Raw genomic sequence first — 18,596 nt, 5'->3', positions numbered from 1 at the left:
TCTGCGGGCATAGGGGATAACCGCTTATCCACAGTGGTTAAGACGCTTTTTGCACAGCTTAAAAGTATTCCTTCACGGCGCGCAGGAGCCTCGACGCCAGCGCCTTTCCGTCGAGCCGGACATGCTGGGTAAAAGCCGGATCGATGGTGCGGATATCCACAGGGTCGTCCGAGGCATAGAGGCATAGCCCGGCAAGCGTGGTGAAGCCCGGCGTCGCATGCGCTTCGGGAAGACCGCGAAGCTCCGGCGGCTTGCCGATGCGGACCGGGCGGCCGAGCGCGCTCTGGGCGAATTCGGCGAGGCCGGCGAGTTCCGCGCCGCCGCCGGTCAGGACCACCTGCCCGCCCTGCGCTCCTGAAAAGCCCAGTTCCTTCAGCGCCTTGCCGATCTGGTCGGTCAGCCGCGCCAGATGCTCGGTAACGACCGAGACGAGCTCGGCACGCGGGATACGGTTCTTGTCGTCCGCCCCGCGCGCGGTCGGCCCGGCGGTATCCTCGCTGCCCGGACCATTGATCGGGATCAGCTCGCGGTGGTCGGTCGGGCTGGCGATGGCCGAGCCTGCAACGCATTTGAGGCGCTCCGCCTGGAAGCGGCGGATCCCAAAAGCGCTCGCAATGGCGTCGGTGATGTCGCCCGATCCCAGAGGGATCGACTTGAGGCCGAGCAGCATTCCGGCGGCATAGACCGAGACATTGGTCACATCGCCGCCGATCTCGACCAGCGCCGTACCGAGCTCGCGCTCTTCGGGAGTAAGGCAGGCATGGCCCGCCGCGATCGGAGCGGCGACGACCGCTTCGACTTCGAGATGTGCGTTCTGCACCGCTTCGGTGAGGTTGCGCACCGGCGCACCGTCGGCGAGCATCACGTGGATATCGACGCCGAGCTGTTCGGCGTGCAGGCCCTTCGGATTGGCGACGCCATGCGCCCCGTCGAGCGTGTAATGCGCCGGCAGGGCATGGAGCACCATGCGCCCGTCGGGCTGGATATTGTCGCGCGCGGTTACGAGCAGCAGCTCGATATCCTCTTCCTCGATCCGGCGCCCGCCGATGTCGATCTCGACCTTGGCGACCCGGCTCGCGAGGCCCGCACCGGCGCAACCGATCCATACGCTCGATACGCTGGTGCCCGCGTTCTTCTCGGCGCGTTCGACGGCATCGCGGATAGCGTAAGTCGCGGCGGCCATGTCGGTCACATAGCCGCGCTTAATCCCCTGGCTCTGGCGGTGGCCGGAACCGAGGACGACCATCTCGCCGGTTTCGGACACGCCCATGATCATCGCAGAAATGCGGAAGCTGCCGATGTTGACGGCGCCGTAGACGCGGCTGATGCGGGGCAGCGCCATTATTCGCCGCTCCCCGTCTCGAGCGTCTGCTGCGAGAGGCCCGGAATGCGCATGTGGACGCGGCCCGGTACGCGCATGTCGAAATGCGCCACCTTGCCGCCGAGCAGGCGGTTGCGTCCGTCGAGCGTCGCGAAGGCGACCAGCGCCTTTGCCGATTCCTCGTCCCCCTGCGGCAGGGCGAGCACCTGGTCGGTGCCGAAGGTCAGGTTCCAGCGGCGATTGCCGATCCACTCCGCCTCGATCACCTGCGGCTTCAGCGCAGGCGCGGCATCGAGCAGTTCGGTCAGCGAGGCGACCTGCTTGTTCGAGCCGGGGCCGGAAATCACCAGCATGCCCTTGGCATTGCCCTCGGTAATCGGCTCCAGCTCGGCGCCCGTCGGGTCGATCAGCACCAGCCGGTCGGCCTTGCGCAGCGCAGCATGCGGGGTGCGCTCGACGATATCGATCACCAGCGTATCGGGCAGCTGGCGCGAAACGCGCGCATCCTTGACCCAGCTCAGTTCGAGCAGGCGGTTGCGCAGCAGATCGAGGTCGACATTGGGCATCGGCGTGTCACGCTCTCCGAGGACCCGCTCGTAGACCTTGAGCTCGTTCATCCGGTCGACGCCGGTCACCTGCACCCGCTGGACCTCGAAGCCTGCATCGGAAGCGAGCCCGGCAATCTGGTGCTGCGCCATGGCCGGAACGCCCGCGAGGCTCGCCACGAACCAGGCCAGCGCTGCGGCGGCGCCGAGAATGACGGCGAGGAAGATGCGCTGGAGCTGCTCTTCGGTGAACGGCAGCACGGCCATCGCGCTGTCGAGCATCGAGCCGGTGCGCGCCTTGGCCTTGCGCGCGGTGTTCGCCCGGCTACGCGCTGCGGCGGAGCGGCGGACGCCCTGTGCCTTACGCTTGATCCGTGCCATTGCCCCCTCCGTTTGCGTGCGTGCGAAGCGCCTCCGCGACGATCGCCTCGACCAGGTCTTCGTAGCTCATGCCGCAGTGCCGCGCCTGTTCGGGCACGAGGCTGAGCGGCGTCATGCCCGGCTGCGTGTTGGTTTCGAGGACGAACAGCCCGTCGACCCCGTTCTCGTCGTCCCAGCGGAAATCGGTCCGGCTCGTGCCCTTGCAGCCGAGCGCCTTGTGCGCGCGCACCGCCAGATCGAGGCACAGCGCAGTAATCTCTTCCGGCAGATCGGCGGGGCAGACATGCTCGGTCATCCCGTCGGTATATTTCGCGTCGAAATCGTAGAAGCCGGACTTGGGCACCAGTTCGGTCACCGTCAGCGCGCGCGGGCCGTCCGGTCCGTCGATCACCGCCGTCGTCAACTCGCGCCCGCGAATGAAGGGTTCGGCGAGCAGTTGCCTGAACTCCTGCCACGGGCCCTTCGCATCGGGCCGGATCGGATTGCCGTAATTGCTCTCGTCGGTGACGATCGCCACGCCGACCGAGGACCCCTCGTTGACCGGCTTGAGCACGTAGGGACGCGGCAGCGGGTCCTTCTCGTAAAGCTCCTCGCTCTTCACGATACGGCCACCCGGCATCGGAATACCGCGCGGGACGAGCTGCTGCTTGGTCAGTTCCTTGTCGATCGCGATGACCGAGGTCGCGAGGCCGGAATGGGTATAGGGCACGCCCATCAGGTCGAGCATGCCCTGCACCGTCCCGTCCTCGCCCGGAACGCCGTGGAGCGCGTTGAACACGACATCGGGTGCAGCCTCTGCGATCTTCGCAGCGACGGTGCGGTCCATGTCGATCCGCGTAACCGTGTGGCCGCGCGCCTCGAGCGCCTTGGCGACGCCTTCGCCCGACATCAGGCTGACCGGCCGTTCGTTCGCCCAGCCGCCCATCAGGACCGCAACGTGGTATTTTGTGTCGAGCGTCACGGCCTGCCAACCCTCTGGATTTCCCATTCGAGCGTCACGCCCGAGTTTTCATAGACGCGGCGGCGGACTTCTTCGCCCAGCGCTTCGATATCGGCGCTGGTCGCATCGCCGGTGTTGATGAGGAAATTGGTGTGCTTCTCGCTCACCTGCGCACCGCCTAGCTTGAGGCCGCGGCATCCGGCTGCATCGACCAGCTGCCAAGCCTTTTGCCCGTCGGGGTTCTTGAAAGTCGAACCGCCTGTCTTGGTCCGCAGCGGCTGCGATTCCTCGCGAGCCTGCGCAATACGGTCCATTTCCGCGCCGATTTCCTCCGGATCGCCCGGCGTGCCCTGGAAGCGCGCGGACACCACGGTCGCACCTTCCGGCAGCGCCGAGTGGCGATAGCTGTATTGCAGGTCGGCTGCCGGAAGCGTCAGGTATTCGCCGTTGGGCATCACCACGTCGCACTCGATCAGGATGTCGGACACCTCGCGGCCATAGGCGCCGCCGTTCATGCGCACGAAGCCGCCGACCGTGCCGGGGATGCCGCGCAGGAATTCGAGCCCTGCGATCCCCGCATCGCGTGCGGTGGAGGAGACGAGGATACCGCTCGCCCCGCCTCCGCATTTCAGTACGTGGCCGTCCTCGACCTCGACCTGTGCGAACGGCTTGCCGAGACGCAGCACGACGCCGGGGATGCCACCATCGCGAATGATCATGTTGGAGCCGAGGCCGAGCGCCATGACCGGGGTCTGCCCGTCGAGCCGCTCGAGAAATTCGCGCAGGTCGTCGAGATCCGCAGGCTCGAACAGCCAGTCGGCATTGCCGCCGGTCTTGAACCAGACGAGCTTGGCGAGCGGGGCATTGGCCGTCAGCTTGCCGCGAATGCCGCCGGTCGGCACGGGCATGTTGACCGCGCCTTCCACTTCGACTTCCGCGTCGGGCGCACCGCCGGTGTCGTACATCGGCCAGTCGTCGGGCTGGCGGACCGTCATGCTCGCGCCTCCTCGATCGCTGGGGCGAGCTTGGCCGCCCACTTGGTGATGTCGCCCGCGCCGAGGCAGACGATCATGTCGCCATCCCTGATCTCGCTTGCGAGCTTGCCGGCGAGGTCTTTAAGGTCCGCGACCGTCGCAGCCGACCGGTGGCCGCGCGACTTGAGGCCCGCGACGAGCGATTGTGCGTTCACGCCCTCGATCGGGTCCTCGCCCGCTTCGTAGACCGGCGTGATGAAGACCTCGTCCGCGTCGTTGAAGCAGTTCTGAAAGTCGTCCATCAGATCGTTGAGGCGCGTGTAACGGTGCGGCTGCATAACCGCGATGACACGGCCGCGCGCGCTTTCCTGCGCTGCCGAGAGCACCGCGCGGATTTCGACCGGGTGGTGCGCGTAATCGTCGATCACGGTGACGCCGTCGATCTCGCCGACCTTGGTGAAGCGGCGGCGCACACCCCCGAAGCTGCCGAAGCCGTTGATGATGACGCTGTCGGGACAGCCCATCTCGATCGCGACGGCAATCGCGGCGAGCGCATTCTGCACGTTGTGGCGGCCCGGCATGGGCAGCTTCACGCCCTCGATCCGGCGGTCTTCCTCGCCGCGCTGGCGCACGATCACGTCGAACACATTGCCACCCTCGTGCGGGCGCACATTGACGCCGCAAATATCGGCCTGGAGCGAGAAACCGTAGGTGACGACGCGCCTGTCGCGCACCTTGCCGATCACGGCCTGCACTTCCGGGTGGTCGATGCACAGTACCGCAGCGCCGTAGAAGGGCACGTTGTGGATGAACTCGACGAAGGCGTCCTTCACCCCGTCGAAATCGCCGTAATGGTCGAGATGCTCGGGATCGATGTTGGTCACCACCGCGATCGTCCCGTCGAGGCGCAGGAAGCTGCCGTCGCTCTCGTCGGCTTCGACCACCATCCAGTCGCTGTCGCCGAGGCGCGCGTTGGAGCCGTATTGTTCGATGATGCCGCCGTTGATGACGGTCGGGTCGACATCGCCTGCATCGAGCAGCGCGGCGATCATGCTGGTTGTCGTCGTCTTGCCGTGCGTGCCGGCGACTGCGATCGTGCTCTTGAGGCGCATCAGCTCGGCGAGCATTTCGGCGCGGCGCACCACGGGGATGCGGTTTTCGAGCGCATGCGCGACTTCGGGATTGGTGCGCTTCACCGCAGTCGAGGTGACGACGACCGAAGCGCCTTCGACATGCTCCTTCTCGTGCCCGATCGACACCGAAATTCCCTGCGAGCGCAGCCGCTCGACCACCGGGCTTTCGTTGATGTCGGAGCCCTGCACCGTGTAGCCGAGGTTGTTCATCACCTCGGCGATGCCCGACATGCCGATGCCGCCGATGCCGACGAAATGGATGGTGCCGATATCTGTCGGTACGCCCCTCATTCGGCGATCTCCCTCGCGCTGCCCTGCCCCGCGGGAACGCCCTGCGAAGCGCCGCGCGCATTGTTGCCGCCGACGCGGATCACATCCATCAGCTCGTCCCCGCCAAAGCTTTCGACGAGGTCGGCAAGGTCCGATGCCGCATCTGGCCTGCCGCAGTTCCACGCCGCATGCGCAGCGGTTGCGAGCGTCTGGGGGTGCTGCGCCATCGCCTGGATCTGCTTGGCGAGTTCCTTTGCGGTGAATTTCTCCTGCCGGATCATCCGCGCGCCGCCCGCCTTGGCGAGTTCGCGTGTATTCGCAGCCTGGTGGTCGTCGGTCGCGATCGGCAGCGGGATGAGGATCGCCGGACGGCCGACCGCGGTCAGCTCGGCAATGGTCGATGCGCCCGCGCGCCCGATGAACAGATGCGCATCGGCGAGGCGCGCTGCCATGTCCTCGAAATAGGTCGCGAGTTCGGCGGGGATATCGTGGGAGCGATAGCGTTCGCGCACCGCGTCGATGTCTTCCGCGCGGCACTGCTGGGTAACCTGCAGCCGCTGGCGCAGCGCCGGCTGGAGCATGGCGAGGCCATCGGGCACGACTTCGGACAGGATGCGCGCGCCCTGGCTGCCGCCGGTGATCAGCACGCGCAGCAGGCCGTCCTCGCTGAAGGCCGGGAACGGCTCTTCGCGCAGGTCGAGCACATTGTGGCGCACCGGATTTCCGACGAGATGCACCTTGCCTGCATGCTTGGACTTGAGGCGCTGTATTTCCGGATAGGCGGTCGCAATCGCCTGCACGCGTCCGGCAAGCAGTCGGTTCACCCGGCCGAGCACTGCGTTCTGTTCATGCACTACGCTCGGGATGTCGGCCGAGACCGAGGCGAGCAGCGCGGGTAGCGAGGGATAGCCGCCGAAGCCGATGACCGCGCTCGGCTGGAAATTCTCGAACAGGCGCAGCGCCATCGAGCGGCCCTGCATCACCGCGCGTGCGCCCTTGACCCAGTTTAGCGGGTTCTTGCCGAAGCGGCCTGCGGGCAGGACGTGCGCAGGCAGGAAATCCGGCTTGCCCGGGATGTCCGCGCCGCGTTCGTCGGTGATCAGCGCGACATGGTGGCCGCGCCGGTCGAGTTCGGTTGCCAGCGCGAACGCCGGAATCAGGTGACCACCGGTCCCACCGGCAGCCAGGACGTAGTGGCGGTTCGCGCCGCTCATGCGCGTTTCCTTTCCTCGCTCAAGAGCTTTTCCGACAGCTTGGCGCGCAATCCGGGGGTCTCGCGCGTCAGGAAGGGATTGCGCCGCGTTATCGCGAGCAGCAACCCTGCGCCGAGGCATACGGCAATGGTCGAGGAACCGCCATAGGACACGAGGGGCAGCGTCATGCCTTTAGACGGAAAAAGCTGCAGGTTGACGAGAATGTTGATGAAGGCCTGCCCGCCGATCTGGGTGACGAGCCCGGCCCCTGCGAGAAGGACGAACAGGTTCTCTTCGTCAGCGAGGCGCACCAACACCCGCACGACGATACCGAGATAGAGGAGCACGATCAGCGCGCAGACGATCAGGCCGAATTCCTCGCCGATGACCGAGAAGATGTAGTCGGTATGCGCTTCCGGCAGGTTCATCTTGCGCACCCCGAGCCACAATCCGCTGCCGGTCCAGCCACCTGCCAGCAGCGTGCGCTCGGCGAGGTCGACCTGGTCGAAGGCGGTCCCGCCGCCGAGGAAGGAATTGATGCGGTTCTGCGCGTTCGGATAGAAGAAATAGGCGAGTGTCATCAGGACCACGCCGCCGCCCATCAGCATGCCGATGCGCTGGATGCTGACGCCGGACAGCAGCACCAGCACGAACCACACGCCGCCGAACAGGATCGTCGCGCCGAGGTTCGGCTGGAGCATGAGCAACAGCCCAACCAGCCCCATCACACCGGTAACTACCGCGAGCACCGGCAGGTGCGGGTCGCGCAGGCGCCAGGTCAGGATCCAGGCGAGCGCGATAGCGAAGCCCGGCTTCAAGAATTCGGACGGCTGGAAACGCATGCCGAGATTGATCCAGCGCTTCGCCCCGTTCACCTCGTGCCCGATGATCGGGACGAGGAACAGTGCGCTCAGCATCGCCGCAGCCAGCAGCACGCCGAGCCTGCGCGCATTGTCGAGGCTGAGCATCGAAGCGGCGAAAAGCGTTATCAGCCCCAGCGCCTGCCAGCGCAGGTGCGCCCAGTAGAAATAGAGATCGGGCAATTGCACGTCGCTCGTCGAGAGACGGCCTGCGCTTGCCGGGGATGCGGCGGCGACGGCAGCTGTCCCCAGCGCCATCAGGATGAGGATCAGGAACAGCAGCACGCGGTCGATCTCGCGCCACCAGATCTTCAGTTCCGACAGGCGCGAGCCGCGGAACCGGTCCGGCTTCGCAATCCGTTCGCCCGGACGCGGGATGTAGGGTTGGGTACCGCTCATGCCGCCGATTTCCCCTGGAGGCCGTCCGCCATCGGCGGGGTCTCGCCGGTGATCGCCTCGACGATCTGGCGGAAGTGCTCGCCGCGCTTCTCGTAGTCGCGGAACTGGTCGAAGCTGGCGCAGGCGGGCGAAAGCAGGATGACATCGCCCGGCCGCGCGACTTCGCTCGCGATGCGGGTTGCCTCGCACAGCAGTTCGGCGCGGGTCACCGGCACGCGTCCGTCGAGCAATTCGGCAAAGCGCGGACCGGCCTCGCCGATGGTGTAGGCGGCAGCGACATTGCCGAGATGCGCCTCGCATTCGCCGAGGCCGTCTTCCTTCGCCAGGCCGCCGACGATCCAGTGAACGCGCGGCGTGCCGCCGTGAATTGCCGGGTCGGGCGCATAGGCGGCCAGCGCCGGTGCGGCCGAAGCCTGGTTGGTTGCCTTGCTGTCGTTGATGTAGATGACGCCGCCGTGCTCGGCGACGAACTCCATGCGGTGCGGCAGGCCGGCGAAGCTGCGCATGGCCGGCTCCCACTGCTCGCGCGTGACGCCCAGTTCCTCGACGAGGGCGATCGCCGCGCCCGCATTTTCGAGATTGTGCGGTCCCTGCAAGGCAGGCCAGTCGCGCTGGAGATCGGCGTCGGGTTCTTTCTCGATATCCGCCACGCGGCCTGCGGGGCGGCGCGCCCGCTCGGCCTCGGCGATTGCCCGCGTCGAGGGATCGCCCGTGCCGAAGACGGCGAATTGAGAGACGCTCTGCATCGCGAACAGGCGGCCTTTCGAGAAGGCATAGGCCTCGAACCCGTCGTAACGATCGAGATGGTCGGGCGTGATGTTGAGCAGTGCCGCAGCCTCGCAGGCGAGCGAGCGCGTGAGGTCGATCTGGTAGCTCGACAGTTCGAGCGCATAGACGCCGCCTTCGGGCAGCGGGTCTTCGCCGAGGATCGGCACGCCTATGTTGCCGCCGAGGCGGACCGGCACACCGGCTTCTTCAAGGATATGAGCGACCAGCGCGGTCGTCGTGCTCTTGCCGTTGGTGCCGGTGATGCCGACGACCTTGTGCGGCGGCAGATCGGCCCGGGCGAGCGCGAAGAGCTCGATGTCGCCGATGACCGGCACGCCGAATTTCGCGGCATGACCTGCGATGGGATGGGTGTTGAGCGGAACGCCGGGCGACACGACCACGCCGTCGAAACCGGTCAGGTCGATGTCGAGCGGATCGGCGATGCGGCAACGCCCTTCGAGCTTTTCGCGGGCAACGTCCTGCCGGTCCCACGCCACGACCTCGGCCCCGCTGGCGAGCAGTGCTTCCGCCGCCGCGAGGCCCGATCTGGCGAGACCGAGGATGGCATACCGCTTGCCGGCAAAGGCGGGGGAGGTGATCATCTCAGCTTGAGCGTTGCCAGCCCCATGAGTGCAAGGACGATGGAGATGATCCAGAAACGGATCACGACGGTCGATTCCGCCCAGCCCTTCTGTTCGAAGTGGTGGTGGATCGGCGCCATGCGGAAAATGCGCTTGCCGGTTCGCTTGAACCAGAAGACCTGGATGATGACCGACAGCGCTTCGGCCACGAACAGGCCGCCGACGATGCCAAGGACGATCTCGTGGTGGCTCGCCACGGCAATCGCGCCGAGCGCCCCGCCGAGTGCGAGGCTGCCGGTGTCGCCCATGAAGACGGCGGCCGGCGGCGCATTGAACCACAGGAAGGCGAGCCCCGCCCCCATGATCGCGGCGCACAGGATCGCCAGTTCGCCCGCGCCCGGCACATGCGGGATGCCGAGGTATTCCGAATAGTCGACGCGGCCGACGAGGTAGGCGATCAGCGCGAAAGTGCCAGCGGCGATGATGACCGGCATGGTTGCCAGCCCGTCCAGCCCGTCGGTCAGGTTCACCGCATTGCCCGCGCCGACGATGACGAAGGCTGCGAAGACGTAGTAGAACGGCCCGAGCGGGATCGAGACGCCGGAGACGAAGGGCACGTAGAGGTTGGTGTTGATCTGGCTGACGATCAAATAGCTCGCGACGCCAGCGACAGCGAATTCCATCAGCAGGCGGACCTTGCCCGACACGCCGCGGTGGCTGTTCTTCGTCACCTTGTCGTAATCGTCCATGAAGCCGATCAGGCCGAAGCCGACGGTCACCGCGAGGCAGGCCCAAACGAACGGGCTGCGCAGGTCCATCCACAGCAGCATGGATACGGTCAGCGCGATGAGGATCATCAGGCCGCCCATCGTCGGCGTGCCGACCTTGGCGAGGTGGGTCTGGGGCCCGTCGCTACGGATCGGCTGCCCCTTGCCCTGGCGGACACGCAGCATGCTGATGAAACGCGGACCGATAATCAGGCCGATGACCAGCGCGGTCATCAGCGTCGCACCCGAGCGGAAGGTCTGGTAACGGACGAGGTTGAACAGGCCCTCGAAGTTCAGCCACTCGGCAATCAGATAAAGCATTCAGCCATCCCGGCTCGTAAAATGAGCTACCACTTTGCCCAGGCCGACCGAGTTGGAGCCCTTGACCAGCACCGCGTCGCCCGCGTTCAGCCCGTATTCCTCCAGTGCCGCGATCGCCTCGGCAGGTCCTTGGCAATGGGCGAAGCTGAGTCCCTCGGCAAGCGCATTGCCGCCGCCTTTCCCCAAGTGCCGCACGAGGGCGCGCATCTCGTCGCCCACCAGCAACGCGTAATCGACTTTCGCCTCGGCCAGCGGTTCGGCGAGCTGTTCGTGGAAACGGTCAGCAAAATCACCGAGTTCCTTCATGCTGCCGAGCACGGCGACGCGGCGGGTGGCCGGCGTCTGGCCCAGCTGGCGCAGGGTCGCGCGCATCGAGGCGGGATTGGCATTGTAGCTTTCGTCGATCAGCAGCGCCTTGCCCTTGGGCACGCGAAGCTCGTGACGCGCACCGCGTCCCTTCAATCCGCCCATCTCCGCAAGCGCGAGTCCCGCAGCGCCGAGGTCGCCCCCGGCCGCACGGACCGCCGCCATCACGGCGAGTGAGTTGGAAATCCAGTGATCGCCCGGTTCGGCGACGGTGAAGCACACGCGCTCGCTGCCCATGTCGGCAGTGACGAGCGAGCCGCCATTGGCCGAGGGGATCGCATCGAGCAGGCGCACATCCGCCTTGTCCGACCGGCCGAAGGAGACGACGCGTGCGCCCTGCTTGATCGCCTGGTCGCGCAATTGTTCGAACCAGTCGCTGTCGGCCGGGATGACGGCAGTGCCGCCTTCGACGAGGCCTTCGAAAATCTCCGCCTTGGCGTCGGCGATAGCCTCCATCGAGCCGAGGTTCTCGATATGGGCGGGCGCGATGGTGGTGATGACCGCGACATGCGGCTTCACCTGCGCGGTGAGGCCGGAAATCTCCTGCGCGTGGTTCATGCCCATCTCGAACACGCCGAAGCGGCTGCGCGAGGGCATGCGGGCGAGCGAGAGGGGCACGCCGACATGGTTGTTGTAGCTACGCACGCTGCGGTGCGTGTTGCCCCGGCTCGCGCGTTCGAGCGCGGTGAAGATCGCTTCCTTGACGCCGGTCTTGCCGACCGAGCCGGTCACGCCGATGCGGACGGCGCTCGAACGGTCGCGCGCGGCGGCGGCGAGGCTGCGTAGGGCTTCGCCCGTGTCCTCGACCAGGATGTGCGGATACTCGACGGGGCGGTCGACGACGGCAGCGACCGCGCCGTTTTCGAATGCCTTGTCGATGAAGCGGTGGCCGTCCATCGCCTCGCCCTTGAGCGCGAAGAACAGGTCGCCTTCGCGCACGTCGCGGCTGTCGATCTCGACGCCGGCGCACTGGAAGGCCGCACTCGCCGTGCCGCCGGTCGCCTCGGCAATCGCCTCGCTGTCCCACAGCGCGAGCGGCAGGCGGTCGCGCAGGTTGAGCGGCCATTCGCGCAGCGCCGGATGGATCTTCTTCGCGACGCTCATTCGCCCTTGCCCCATGCTTCCTTGTTGAGCGCCGTCGCGCATTCGCGCGCGACTTCGACATCGTCGAACGGCAAAACCCGCATAGTGTCTCCCGACCCGATTATCTGGCCCTTCTCGTGGCCTTTTCCTGCGATGAGGACGATGTCCTCGCCTTCTGCAAACTCGATCGCGCGGCAGATCGCCTCGCGCCGGTCGCCGACTTCCGTCACGTTCTCGCCCGCCCCTTCGAGGATCGCGCGGCGGATTTCCGCCGGGTCCTCTCCGCGCGGGTTGTCGTCGGTGACGATGACGTGGTCGGCAAAGCGCGATGCGGCCTCGCCCATCGGCCCTCGCTTGCCCTGGTCGCGGTCGCCGCCCGCGCCAAATACGCAGATCAGGCGGCCTTTGACGTGGGGGCGAAGTGCGACCAGCGCGGCTTCGAGAGCGTCGGGCGTGTGCGCGTAGTCGATGTAGACCGGCGTACCTTGCCCGCTGATGACTGCCCGCTCGAGACGACCCCGCACCGGCTGGAGGCGCGAGACGGCATCGAGCGTCTGCGAAGGATCACCGCCCGTCGCGATGACGAGGCCGGCTGCGACGAGCGCATTGGCCGACTGGTAGGCGCCGATCAGCGGCAGCTTGATGGTGCGCTGCTGGCCGTCGAATTCGATGGTGAGTTCCTGCCCCAGCTGGGTCGGCGTATGGGTGAGCAGGCGGATCGTTTCCCCCTGCTCCCCCACCGTGAACAGGCGAAGGTTCCGTTTCTTCGCATGTTCGATGGCCCGGCCGGCCCACTCGCTATCGCCGGTCCAGACCACAGCCGTCGCATCGTCGGCGACCACTTCGTCGAACAGCCGCATCTTGGCTGCGAAGTAGTCTTCCATGTCCTTGTGGTAATCGAGGTGGTCGCGGCTGAAATTGGTGAAGCCCGCCGCGGCGACGCGCAGCCCCTCGTTGCGATACTGGCTGAGGCCGTGGCTCGATGCCTCGTAGGCGACGTGGCTCACGCCTTCGCGCGCAAGGCCGCTCATGTTCGACAGGAAGGTGACGATGTCGGGCGTCGTCAGCCCGGTCGAGACGCTTTCCTCCGGCGTGGTAACACCGAGCGTGCCGATGCTGGCGGCGCGGTGGCCCGCCATGCGCCAGAGCTGGCGCGTCATCTCGACCGTCGAGGTCTTGCCGTTGGTCCCGGTAACTGCGACGACGGTGGCGGGGACGGGGGTGAAGAACTTCGCGGCGATCTCGGCAAAGGTCTTGCGCGGTTCGACGCTCGCGATGTGGATCGCGCCTTCGACCCGGGCTTCGGGCCGCGCGATGACGGCGACCGCACCGGCTTCGATGGCGGCGGGGATGAAGTCCTCGCCATTGACCTTGCTGCCCTGGAAAGCACCGAACACGGTGCCGGGTGCGACCTTGCGATTGTCGATGGCGAAACCGGTGACTTGCGCCTCCGCCCCTTCGGACAGGGTCACGCCGGCACTGGCTGCGAGAGCGGAAAGGCGCATCAGTGCTCCTTCCCGATCAGCGGCTTCAGGTCGGAGATGTCCACGTCACGCGTGTCGTCGGGCATGACGCCGAGCAGCGGGCCGATGCGCGGGACGAGGCGGCCGACGATCGGCGCGGCGTTCCATGCGGCGGTGCGCTGGAAGGAGCTTGCGGTGGTGCCCTTGGGCTCGTCGAGCATGGTCACGACGACGTATCGCGGGCGGTCCATCGGGAAGGCTGCGGCGAAGGTCGATACGAGCGAGGTGCGGCGGTAGCCGCCGCTGCCCGGCTTTTCCGCCGAACCCGTCTTGCCGCCGACGCGGAAGCCCGGTGCATCGGCATTGCGGCCGGTGCCGTAGATCGCGATCATGCGCAGCAGCTGGCGCATGCGGCTGGAGGTCGATGCCTTGAATACCCTGCGACCCTTGGGCGCTTCGCCCGCTTCGAGCTTCTTCATCGTCGCAGGCCGCCAGATGCCGCCATTGACCATCGCCGCATAGGCGCTCGCGAGGTGGAGCGGAGTAACCGCGATGCCGTGGCCGTAGCTCACGGTCATGTTGCGCAAGCGCGGCCAGTCGTCGCCCGGCCAGATCGGATGCCCCTTCGCGGGAAGCTCGATGTAGGGCCGCTCGTTCATGCCGAGGTCGATCATCGTGCGGCGCAGCTTTTCCGCGCCCAGTTCGTCGGCAATGCGCGCGGTCGTGGTGTTCGAGGAATGGATCAGCGTCTCGGCCACGTTGAGGCTCGGCCCCATGGCGTGGCTGTCCTTGATGGAGAAGCGCCCGACTTTCACGGGGCTGGCATCGTAGCGCTTGCCGAAATCGCGCACGACGCCTGCATCGATGGCGGCTGCGACGGAGAGCGGCTTGAACGTCGAACCGAGCTCGTAGACCTGGTTGGTCACCCGGTTGAACATGTATTTCTGGCCCTCGGCGTCGATCTTGTTGGGATCGAATTCGGGCAGCGATGCGAGGGCGAGGACTTCGCCCGTATCGACGTCGAGCACGATACCGGCAGCGCCCATTGCGTTGACCGACAGCATGCCGCGGCGCAGCTCGTCTTCAAGCGCGCCCTGCACGCGCATGTCGATCGACAGCGCGACGGGCTGGTTGCGGGTGACGGGATTGCTCAGGTGTTCGTCGAGCACCTGTTCCATGCCGACCTTGCCGCGACCTTCGGAATCGACGAAGCCGAGGACGTGCGCGGCCATCGCGCCTTGCGGATAGTGCCGTTCCGTTTCGCGCGGGAGTTCGAGGGCAAGCTCGCCGATGTCCTGCACGCGGTTGGCGTCTTCGGGCAGCACGCGGCGGCGAAGGTAACCGGCGCGGCCCGAGGCGAGCTTCTCGGCGACTTCGACTTCGTCGATCTCGGGGAAGATCGCCTTCAGGCGCGCGGCGACCTCTTGCGGGCTTTTCACCAGCGGATCGGACGGATCGCCCAGCGCCTTCGGGTTGTACCACAGCGCATAGGCAGGAAATGCGCGTGCGAGCGGGACCCCGTTGCGATCGGTCAGCTCGCCGCGCGGCGGCATCAGCGCCTCTTCGAGCGAGGTCGCGCGGATCGCGCGGTCGCTTACGCCGAAATAGGCGATGCGCATGACCGCAGCGGCAGCAACCAGCGCGAAAATGACCGCGACCCAGAGCACCCGCATCCGTGCGGTGTCGAGCGAGGTCTGGCGCATGGTGACGAGCTGCACACGGCCGGTCGAAATCGCCGTGCTGATCGTCAGCGCATTCATTCGTTCACCTCGACCGATGCACCGCGCAGCGGGTTGTCCATGGCGAGGCGGTCGGCGAGCGAGCGCTGCGCCGACATGGGCGAGCGCGGCTCGTCCTTCTCGCGCGCCGGCTGGTTGTCTTCCAGCGCTTCGCCGGTCAGCGGCGAGACCATGGCGAGCAGGCCCTCCTCTTCCGCTGCGACAGGCGCGCGGGCGACGCGAATGGGATCTGGCGCGCCGATACCGCGCGGCACGCCGAGCGCTGCAAGCTGGCGCTCGTTTTCGAGGTACTGCTTGGCAGTCGGCGCTTCATAGCCGAATTCGAGGCGGTTCCAGTCGGCCAGCTGCTGCTGGTTGGCGCGGGTCTGGAACTCGGTTTCGAGCAGCTGCTTTTCGCGTTCGAGCGCGATGATCTGGCGCTCGGCAAGGCGCACTTCGCTCTTCACCGCGTTCACCCGGAACGTCAGCGCGACGAAGCCGGTGATGCAGATGGAGAGCGCAACGGCCCAGCCGATCTGGCGCAGGCGGGATCCGGTCGACATCATGCCGCCTCCCTCGCCGGAGTGCCCGTGCGGATCGCGTGGCGCAGGGTGGAGGAGCGGGCGCGCGGGTTGCGGGCAAGCTCCGCCTCGCCCGGGCGGATCGCCTTGGAGACCTTGCGGTAGATCGGCTCTGCCGTATCGACCTGCGGCAGGTGGCGCGAGCCGCCGCCGGTCTGCGATGCTTCGCGCAAGTAGCGCTTGACGATGCGATCCTCGAGGCTGTGGAAGCTCACCACCGCGAGCCGCCCGCCTTCGCGCAGCAGCGCTTCGGCAGCGGCGAGGCCTTCGGCCAGTTCGTCGAGCTCGGCATTCACATGGATGCGGATCGCCTGAAAGCTGCGGGTCGCAGGGTCTTTCTTGTCGTGCGGCTTGTGACCCAGCGCCTTGCGCACGACGCGGGCCAGCTCGCCGGTCGTCTCCAGCGGACGGGCCGCCACGATGGCGCGCGCGACGCGGCGCGACTGGCGCTCCTCGCCATACTGGTAGAGGACGTCGGCAATGGTCGCCTCGTCGGCGGTGTTGAGAAAATCGGCGGCGCTTTCGCCCTCCTGGCTCATGCGCATGTCGAGCGGGCCGTCGCTGGAGAAGGCGAAGCCGCGCTCGGCCTGGTCGAGCTGCATGGAGGAAACGCCGATATCCATCGTCACGCCGTCGACCTGGCGGATGCCCGCCTCGTTCATGGCGTCGAGCATTTCGGAAAAGCGGCGCGGGTGCAGCACGAGAGCCGGCGGGTCTTCGCGCGTTTCGGGCCATTTGCTTCCTGCCTCGATCGCGTCGGGATCGCGGTCGAAGGCATGGACGGTCGCGCCGGCATCGAGCAGCGCGCGGGTGTAGCCGCCTGCACCGAAGGTGGCGTCGATGATCACGTCGCCGGGCTGCGGGGCGAGCGCGGCGATCACTTCGTCGAGCAGGACGGGGATGTGGGGAGCTTGGGTGTCAGAAGCGCTCATTTCTTGCGCCCCTTCGATCCGGCTTCGTCCACGAGCACGCGGCAGGCGGCCTGCGCAGCCTCCCATTCGGGGCCCATCTTGTAGAGCTGTTCCGGATTCCAGATCGTGAAGAACCGGCCACCGCCGCGGAAGAACAGGCCGTCGGAAATATCGGCCAAGCCGAGCAGGAAGGTCGGCATCACGAAACGGCCGCTGTCGTCGAAGGGGACCTGCTCGAAACCGAACAGCTGGCTCATGCGCTCGTCGTAGTCGAAGTCGCGGCCGTGGCGGTCGGCGGACTCGTATTCGCGCTCGAGCTGGTCGTGCAGTTCTTCCTCGCGCGAGAGGCCGAAGCCGACGAGGCATTTCCACTTGGGGTGCTTGTCGATGCACAGGATGCGGTTGTCGCCGCTGGCCTCTTTCACGGCCTTGCGGAACCGCGGAGGCAGCACGAAACGGCCCTTGTCGCCTGCCGGCGAATAGGCCTGTCCGCTGTAGCTGACCCGCACTCCCGTCACTGCGACTTTCGCACCCCTCGCCATTCCCTGCCGCAGGCACGCCTTCCCCGTCTCCGCCCGCGCGTAAGCGATGGCGGCTCGCTTCGTCCCCACGAAGCGCAGCGAAAGACAACCTGTCTGATGGAAGACGGTATTAACCCGCAGCACGCGGGGATAAAAGGGAAAATTAAGGGATTACCCGGGAAAACCCGTCAGAGTGTTGTTTTTATTGCAGATATTTCCTTAACGCGCCCCTCTCATCAAGCCTGTCACAGCCCTGAAAAGCCAGCAAGTTCCGTGCTTTCCCGTAGAGTCCCCATGCGAGTCCCGCTCCCTGCCCGCAAATTCCCGTGCGACTCGTCAGCCCGGCCATGAAAGGCTCCCGAGAAGATGGTCGAGGGCCTCTTCCCGGCCGGTAAGGACGCCATCGTCCGGTTCCTCCAGCAGGGCGGCATCGGCGACGACCAGCACCTCGCCCGCACCGATCGAACAGTTTGCGGTAAGGCCGTTTGCCGCGATCCAGCAAGCTTCCATAGCCGTCGGGAAACCTTCGCGCGTTGCCAGACGTCCCGGCAGGTTCACCGGGCCGGATCGGACCGTGCCGGTATCGAAAGCCTCCAACCGCTCGCCTGCCGTCTGCTCTTCATCGAACAGGAGGTCGAGGCCCCAGCGGGCGAGCAGCGGATCGATCATCACGATGGCCTGCGGGCGGCGCCGGTCGCCGAGGCCGAATTCGCTGTGCGCGGTGAGCATCGGGTCGGCGAACAGGAGCAGGTGCCCTCCTCCCCTCACCCAGCTGTCGAGCGCGACCAGGTCGGCAGGCGGCAAGGCGGCCGGCTGTGCGAGCAGCAGGCGCTCGAGCGGGGCCAGCCTCTCGGAGACCTCGCCCGCGCTTCCCGGCACGGCGAGGCTGTCGAGCGGGACGAGGCGGAAGTCTTCCTCCAGCCGCGCGCGGACCCAGTGCGGCTCGCTATCCTGCGCCAGCATGTCCTCGATCGAGCTTGCCTCGGACCAGTAGATCGGCAGCGATGTCATGAGGCCGAGCGCGGGCTTCTCCCGCTCGCGCGGGGCCACGCTCCACGCGATGAAAGCCAGCACGAAAACGAGCAGGACCGCGCCGAGCGCGAGCTTAGTCCTCGCCACTGCCTCCGCCCTGTTCGGGAAGGATGGCGGGCTCCTGCGACGGCGTGGGAGTGGGCGATGCCGGCAGGTCGGGCACGACGCCCGCTTCGGCAAGCGGGTCGTGCTGCGGAACCGCAGTCTCGCTCGGTTTTACGGTCGCCGCCGCTTCAGGCACGGCGGAAGCCTCGGTCTGCTCGGCGCGGCTGAGGATGGTATCGGCCAGCGCAACCAGCAGGACCATGGCAGCAATGCCGGACAGGCCGATCTGCAGGCGATGCGCAGCTTCCGACCGCGTCCCGCCGAGCGGCGGCGGGGGAGCATCCTTGTCGGGCTGCTTTAAAATTCGTTCCAGCAAGTTCGTTGCCATGCGCGCGACGCTACAGGGCGCGCAGGTGCAGCGTC

At 66.8% G+C, this 18,596-nt stretch carries 17 protein-coding genes; all 17 read right to left on the bottom strand.

All coding sequences use genetic code 11. The features are described 5' to 3' along the window. Positions 1–58: 58 nt before the first annotated feature. Positions 59–1,342 carry a cell division protein FtsA gene (gene ftsA, locus EO245_RS05895; RefSeq protein ID WP_128892055.1) on the bottom strand — a complete coding sequence of 428 codons (1,284 nt, stop codon included), beginning with the start codon at positions 1,340–1,342 and terminating at the stop codon, positions 59–61. Next, the gene (locus EO245_RS05890) at positions 1,342–2,247 is read right to left on the bottom strand and encodes a cell division protein FtsQ/DivIB (protein ID WP_128892054.1); all 906 of its coding nucleotides are present in this window, start codon (positions 2,245–2,247) and stop codon (positions 1,342–1,344) included. Before EO245_RS05890 ends, ftsA begins: the two co-directional genes overlap by 1 nt. Beyond that, a complete protein-coding gene (locus EO245_RS05885; RefSeq protein WP_128892053.1) occupies positions 2,228–3,235 on the bottom strand; it encodes a D-alanine--D-alanine ligase in 1,008 nt (335 codons plus the stop codon). The genes EO245_RS05890 and EO245_RS05885 overlap by 20 nt, the downstream gene beginning before the upstream one ends. Continuing rightward, positions 3,205–4,095, bottom strand: coding sequence for a UDP-N-acetylmuramate dehydrogenase (gene murB / locus EO245_RS05880; RefSeq protein WP_234026998.1), 891 nt, complete (start codon positions 4,093–4,095; stop codon positions 3,205–3,207). Before murB ends, EO245_RS05885 begins: the two co-directional genes overlap by 31 nt. An 83-nt stretch (positions 4,096–4,178) precedes the next feature. Next, positions 4,179–5,585, bottom strand: coding sequence for a UDP-N-acetylmuramate--L-alanine ligase (murC, locus tag EO245_RS05875; RefSeq protein WP_128892051.1), 1,407 nt, complete (start codon positions 5,583–5,585; stop codon positions 4,179–4,181). Beyond that, on the bottom strand, positions 5,582–6,778 hold the full coding sequence (murG, locus tag EO245_RS05870; protein ID WP_128892050.1) for an undecaprenyldiphospho-muramoylpentapeptide beta-N-acetylglucosaminyltransferase: 1,197 nt from the start codon (positions 6,776–6,778) through the stop codon (positions 5,582–5,584). The genes murC and murG overlap by 4 nt, the downstream gene beginning before the upstream one ends. After that, positions 6,775–8,016: an FtsW/RodA/SpoVE family cell cycle protein gene (locus tag EO245_RS05865; protein WP_128892049.1), complete on the bottom strand. Its 1,242-nt coding sequence runs from the start codon at positions 8,014–8,016 to the stop codon at positions 6,775–6,777. The genes murG and EO245_RS05865 overlap by 4 nt, the downstream gene beginning before the upstream one ends. Next, positions 8,013–9,386 (bottom strand): UDP-N-acetylmuramoyl-L-alanine--D-glutamate ligase, encoded by a 1,374-nt coding sequence (gene murD / locus EO245_RS05860; protein WP_128892048.1) that lies wholly within the window; start codon positions 9,384–9,386, stop codon positions 8,013–8,015. Before murD ends, EO245_RS05865 begins: the two co-directional genes overlap by 4 nt. After that, the gene (mraY, locus tag EO245_RS05855; RefSeq protein ID WP_128892047.1) at positions 9,383–10,453 is read right to left on the bottom strand and encodes a phospho-N-acetylmuramoyl-pentapeptide-transferase; all 1,071 of its coding nucleotides are present in this window, start codon (positions 10,451–10,453) and stop codon (positions 9,383–9,385) included. Before mraY ends, murD begins: the two co-directional genes overlap by 4 nt. After that, entirely contained in the window at positions 10,454–11,923 is a 1,470-nt protein-coding gene (gene murF / locus EO245_RS05850; RefSeq protein ID WP_128892046.1) for a UDP-N-acetylmuramoyl-tripeptide--D-alanyl-D-alanine ligase, read from the bottom strand. Continuing rightward, complete coding sequence (locus tag EO245_RS05845) at positions 11,920–13,407, bottom strand: UDP-N-acetylmuramoyl-L-alanyl-D-glutamate--2,6-diaminopimelate ligase (protein ID WP_128892045.1); 1,488 nt, start codon at positions 13,405–13,407, stop codon at positions 11,920–11,922. The genes murF and EO245_RS05845 overlap by 4 nt, the downstream gene beginning before the upstream one ends. Beyond that, complete coding sequence (locus EO245_RS05840; RefSeq protein WP_128892044.1) at positions 13,407–15,125, bottom strand: penicillin-binding protein 2; 1,719 nt, start codon at positions 15,123–15,125, stop codon at positions 13,407–13,409. Before EO245_RS05840 ends, EO245_RS05845 begins: the two co-directional genes overlap by 1 nt. Then, positions 15,122–15,649 carry a hypothetical protein gene (locus tag EO245_RS05835; protein ID WP_128892043.1) on the bottom strand — a complete coding sequence of 176 codons (528 nt, stop codon included), beginning with the start codon at positions 15,647–15,649 and terminating at the stop codon, positions 15,122–15,124. The genes EO245_RS05840 and EO245_RS05835 overlap by 4 nt, the downstream gene beginning before the upstream one ends. Further along, positions 15,646–16,596 carry a 16S rRNA (cytosine(1402)-N(4))-methyltransferase RsmH gene (gene rsmH, locus EO245_RS05830; RefSeq protein WP_128892042.1) on the bottom strand — a complete coding sequence of 317 codons (951 nt, stop codon included), beginning with the start codon at positions 16,594–16,596 and terminating at the stop codon, positions 15,646–15,648. The genes EO245_RS05835 and rsmH overlap by 4 nt, the downstream gene beginning before the upstream one ends. Next, positions 16,593–17,093, bottom strand: coding sequence for a division/cell wall cluster transcriptional repressor MraZ (locus tag EO245_RS05825; RefSeq protein WP_370246177.1), 501 nt, complete (start codon positions 17,091–17,093; stop codon positions 16,593–16,595). Before EO245_RS05825 ends, rsmH begins: the two co-directional genes overlap by 4 nt. A gap of 339 nt (positions 17,094–17,432) precedes the next feature. Then, positions 17,433–18,215, bottom strand: coding sequence for a DUF4350 domain-containing protein (locus EO245_RS05820; protein ID WP_128892041.1), 783 nt, complete (start codon positions 18,213–18,215; stop codon positions 17,433–17,435). Beyond that, positions 18,202–18,561, bottom strand: a complete 360-nt coding sequence (locus EO245_RS05815) for a hypothetical protein (protein ID WP_128892040.1) — start codon at positions 18,559–18,561, stop codon at positions 18,202–18,204. The genes EO245_RS05820 and EO245_RS05815 overlap by 14 nt, the downstream gene beginning before the upstream one ends. Positions 18,562–18,596: the final 35 nt, after the last annotated feature.

Source organism: Erythrobacter sp. HKB08, from assembly GCF_004114695.1.
Classification (GTDB): Bacteria; Pseudomonadota; Alphaproteobacteria; order Sphingomonadales; family Sphingomonadaceae; genus Parerythrobacter_A.
The sequence above is the reverse complement of the archived record's forward strand: the minus strand, read 5'-3'. Positions and strand labels throughout refer to the sequence as shown.

Excerpts from the sequence above, each read along its gene's own strand:
- EO245_RS05840 (WP_128892044.1), bottom strand. The coding sequence starts at position 15,125 with ATGAATGCGCTGACGATCAGCACGGCGATTTCGACCGGCCGTGTGCAG.
- murC (WP_128892051.1), bottom strand. The coding sequence starts at position 5,585 with ATGAGGGGCGTACCGACAGATATCGGCACCATCCATTTCGTCGGCATC.
- EO245_RS05835 (WP_128892043.1), bottom strand. The coding sequence starts at position 15,649 with ATGATGTCGACCGGATCCCGCCTGCGCCAGATCGGCTGGGCCGTTGCG.
- EO245_RS05890 (WP_128892054.1), bottom strand. The coding sequence starts at position 2,247 with ATGGCACGGATCAAGCGTAAGGCACAGGGCGTCCGCCGCTCCGCCGCA.
- murG (WP_128892050.1), bottom strand. The coding sequence starts at position 6,778 with ATGAGCGGCGCGAACCGCCACTACGTCCTGGCTGCCGGTGGGACCGGT.
- ftsA (WP_128892055.1), bottom strand. The coding sequence starts at position 1,342 with ATGGCGCTGCCCCGCATCAGCCGCGTCTACGGCGCCGTCAACATCGGC.
- EO245_RS05865 (WP_128892049.1), bottom strand. The coding sequence starts at position 8,016 with ATGAGCGGTACCCAACCCTACATCCCGCGTCCGGGCGAACGGATTGCG.
- mraY (WP_128892047.1), bottom strand. The coding sequence starts at position 10,453 with ATGCTTTATCTGATTGCCGAGTGGCTGAACTTCGAGGGCCTGTTCAAC.
- murF (WP_128892046.1), bottom strand. The coding sequence starts at position 11,923 with ATGAGCGTCGCGAAGAAGATCCATCCGGCGCTGCGCGAATGGCCGCTC.
- murD (WP_128892048.1), bottom strand. The coding sequence starts at position 9,386 with ATGATCACCTCCCCCGCCTTTGCCGGCAAGCGGTATGCCATCCTCGGT.
- EO245_RS05885 (WP_128892053.1), bottom strand. The coding sequence starts at position 3,235 with ATGGGAAATCCAGAGGGTTGGCAGGCCGTGACGCTCGACACAAAATAC.
- rsmH (WP_128892042.1), bottom strand. The coding sequence starts at position 16,596 with ATGAGCGCTTCTGACACCCAAGCTCCCCACATCCCCGTCCTGCTCGAC.
- EO245_RS05815 (WP_128892040.1), bottom strand. The coding sequence starts at position 18,561 with ATGGCAACGAACTTGCTGGAACGAATTTTAAAGCAGCCCGACAAGGAT.
- EO245_RS05845 (WP_128892045.1), bottom strand. The coding sequence starts at position 13,407 with ATGCGCCTTTCCGCTCTCGCAGCCAGTGCCGGCGTGACCCTGTCCGAA.
- murB (WP_234026998.1), bottom strand. The coding sequence starts at position 4,095 with ATGCCCGTGCCGACCGGCGGCATTCGCGGCAAGCTGACGGCCAATGCC.